Genomic DNA, 3,558 nt, shown 5'->3' with positions numbered 1-3,558 from the left:
GGATCCGGCGCTGCAGATCGCGTACCCGGCCATGACCGATGTGAAGCAGCCCGCGACGGCCGCGTACGCCCGCGCGGCCGGCCATGCCGTGGACACACGCCGAGCCGCGACGCACACGCCGAGTGCCGCAACCTATGCCGAGTACCGTGACGCGGTGAGCGACCTCGAGCGCGCTCTCGAAGCGGCGGAGTACGCGGCTCGCGTGCAGGCCGGTGAGGCTCCGTCGGCCACGAACTGGCAGGGTGCCGCGCATGACCTCATCACACGGTCGACCGAGGCGATCGACCGTGCGGCCGGCGCAGCGGCATCCGCGTTCGCCGCGTGGAACGAGCGCAAGCGACCCGACCGGCGCTAGCAAGCCCTGCACCGGCGACAGCGGGCCGACACGGTGTCGGAATCGACACTGTGCCAGGCGCCCGGGCGTTCTCGGATCAGGACCCGATCGTCCTCGTACGGACGAGGTCGCGGTACCAGTGCCCCGAGTCCTTCACGGTGCGCTCGAGCGTGTCGAAGTCGACCCGCACGATGCCGAATCTCTTGGCGTAGCCGTATCCCCACTCGAAGTTGTCGAGCAGAGACCACACGAAGTAGCCCCGCAGATCGACCCCGCGCTCGATGGCACGGTGCGCGGCGGTGAAGTGGCGGCGCAGGTAGTCGGTGCGCTCGGGGTCGGGGACCGAGCCGTCCTCGGCGACCTCGTCATCGAACGCGGCGCCGTTCTCGGTCACCATCAGCGGCTGCGCGGGGAACTGCTCCGACAGGGAGACGAGGAGCTCTTCCAGTCCTTCCGGGGCGATGTTCCACCCCATCGCCGTGTACGGACCCGGCTGCTCGACGAACTCGACCAGCTGGTCGCTGCCCGGCCACGCGGTGCCGCCGGCGGCCCCCTTGTGGCCGTCGTTCTGCTGCTTCTCCGAGACGCCATCCCACAGCCGCACGGTCGCGGTGGAGTAGTAGTTGACACCGAGCACGTCGATCGGCTGGTTCACCGTGGCGAGGTCGCCCTCCTGCACGAACGACCAGTCGGTGACCGACGAGGTGTCTTCCAGAAGATCCGCCGGATACTCGCCGCGCAGCATCGGATGCGTGAAGGCCCTGTTCGCCAGAGCGTCGATGCGCCTCATCGCTTCGGCTGCTCCGTCGCCCTGACCTCGCAACACGTGGAAGTTCAGCGTCACGGAGTAGTCGGGGTCACCGGTGGAGGTCGCGCGCAGCGCCTGCACCGCGCGCCCGTGGGCGAGGTTCAGGTGGTGCACGGCGGCGAGGGCGGATGCCGGCTCGTGGCGACCGGGAGCGTGACCGCCCTGACCATAACCCAGGTACGCCGAGCACCACGGTTCGTTCAGGGTCGTCCAGGTGTGCACGCGGTCGCCGAGCGCCGCACCCATCACCTCGGCGTACCGTTCGAAGGCATCGGTGGTGGCGCGGGATGTCCATCCGCCCGCATTCTCGAGGTACTGCGGCAGATCCCAGTGGTACAGCGTCGCCACCGGGCGGATGCCGCGCTTGAGCAGGCCGTCGACCAGCTTGGAGTAGAAGTCGACACCGGCCCGGTTCACCGTCCCGTCAGCTGCCGGCACGATCCGCGGCCAGGCGATCGAGAACCGATAGGCCTGCAGTCCGAGGTCGCTCATCAGGTCGAGATCCTCGTCGACCCGGTGGTAGTGGTCGCACGCGACGTCTCCGGTGTCACCGTTCCAGACTTTGCCCGGGGTCCTGCTGAACGTGTCCCAGATCGACGGGGTCCGTCCGTCCTCCGACGCGGCGCCCTCGATCTGATACGACGCGGTCGCCGACCCGAAGGTGAACCCCTCGGGAAGCAGGAGCCCTGACCCGCGGTAGTCGTCGGCGGGGGAGCGGAGCGTCATCCGGTCACCTCCGACAGATCGGCCGAGTACGACTTCGCTTCGCCGTCCGGGGCGGTCACGGTCACGGTCGCGGTGCCCGTACCGCCGGGGAAGACGCGCAGGGTCAGACCGTCGTGGTAGTCGTAGTCGGGCTTGTCGGTGCGCGCACCCCAGGGCAGCAGGGTGCCGGGACGCACGTACAGGGGCAGGGACTCGAAGCCGTGCACCTCTCGGCGCCACCCGCCGCCGACGACCGTCTCACCCGTGAGGAGCGAGGTCCATTCGCCCTCGGGCAGATAGAACTCGACCGATCCGTCAGGCGAGAACACCGGCGCGACCAGCAGATTCGCCCCGAGCATGTACTGGCGGTCGAGGTAACCGACGGCGGGATCGTCCGGGAACTCCAGCTGCATCGGCCGCATCAGGGGAAGGCCCGTCTGCGACGCCTCGACACCCTGCTGATACAGATACGGCATCAGGCGCATCTTGAGGTGCGTGAAGCGGCGCGTCACCTCGACTGCTTCCTCGTCGAACATCCACGGCACCCGGTATGAGCTCGAACCGTGGAAGCGCGAGTGCGAGCCGAGCAGGCCGAACGCCGTCCACCTCTTGAAGACCCCGGCATCCGGCGTGCCTTCGAAGCCGCCGATGTCATGGCTCCAGAAGGCGAATCCGGTGAGCGCGAGCGAGAGACCGCCGCGCAGCGTCTCGGCCATAGAAGTGTAGGTCGACGTGGAGTCGCCGCCCCAGTGCACGGGCATGCTCTGGCCCCCGGCCGTGGCCGAGCGGGCGAACAGCACCGCGTCGTCGGCTCCGCGAGCTTCGGTGAGCACGTCATGCACGGCACGGTTGTAGAGGTCGGTGTACAGGTTGTGCATCCGCTCGGGATCCGAGCCGTCGGCCCACACCACCTCGGTCGGGATGCGCTCGCCGAAGTCTGTCTTGAAGCAGTCGACGCCCTGGGCGATCAGCCGGCGCAGGTGCCCCTGATACCAGGCCGTGGCATCCGGGTTCGTGAAGTCGACGAGGCCCATGCCCGCCTGCCACAGGTCCCACTGCCACACGGAGCCGTCGGCCCGTCGCACGAGGAAGCCCCTGTCGGCTGCCTCGCGGAACAGCGGGGAGCGCTGCGCGATGTACGGATTGATCCACACGCAGACGCGCAGGTCCTTCTCGTGCAGCCGCGTCAGCATCCCCTCGGGGTCCGGGAACACCCGCGGGTCCCACTCGAAGTCGCACCAGTTGAACTCGCGCATCCAGAAGCAGTCGAAGTGGAAGACCGATACCGGCAACTCGCGTGCGGCCATCTCGTCGATGAACGCGCTGACGGTCTGCTCGTCGTAGTCGGTCGTGAAGCTCGTCGACAGCCACAGCCCGTACGACCACGCGGGCACCACGGGCGGTCGGCCGGTGAGAGCGGTGTAGCGAGAGAGCACGTCCTTGGGTGTGGGCCCCGCGATCACGAAGTACTCGAGGACTTCTCCCGACACCGAGAACTGCACGCGCTCGACGGTCTCCGAGCCGATCTCGTACGAGACGTGGCCGGGGTCGTTCACGAGCACGCCGTACCCGCGGTTCGACAGATGGAACGGGATGCTCTTGTACGCCTGCTCGCTCGAGGTGCCGCCGTCGGCATTCCAGATGTCGACCGACTGCCCGTTCTTCACGAGCGGACCGAAGCGCTCACCGAGACCGTAGATCAGCTCGCCGA

General features: G+C 68.3%; 2 protein-coding genes and 1 pseudogene. 1 reads left to right on the top strand and 2 read right to left on the bottom strand.

The window, feature by feature from the left end; genetic code table 11:
- Window positions 1-355: pseudogene (locus tag RTM68_RS17680) on the top strand (hypothetical protein); the annotation flags it as partial.
- Between the two features lie 76 nt (window positions 356-431).
- On the opposite strand, the gene RTM68_RS17675 reads toward RTM68_RS17680, so the two are convergent.
- Both RTM68_RS17675 and yicI read right to left on the bottom strand, forming a co-directional pair.
- Window positions 432-1,868: a GH1 family beta-glucosidase gene (locus RTM68_RS17675; RefSeq protein WP_312173485.1), complete on the bottom strand. Its 1,437-nt coding sequence runs from the start codon at window positions 1,866-1,868 to the stop codon at window positions 432-434.
- Window positions 1,865-3,558, bottom strand: a 1,694-nt coding sequence (gene yicI / locus RTM68_RS17670; RefSeq protein ID WP_312173483.1) for an alpha-xylosidase, incomplete at its 5' end; no start/stop codon positions are given. The genes yicI and RTM68_RS17675, both read right to left, overlap by 4 nt.

The sequence above is a fragment of the Microbacterium sp. genome (assembly GCF_031988965.1).
In the GTDB taxonomy this organism is placed as follows: Bacteria; Actinomycetota; Actinomycetes; order Actinomycetales; family Microbacteriaceae; genus Microbacterium.
The sequence above is the reverse complement of the archived record's forward strand: the minus strand, read 5'-3'. Positions and strand labels throughout refer to the sequence as shown.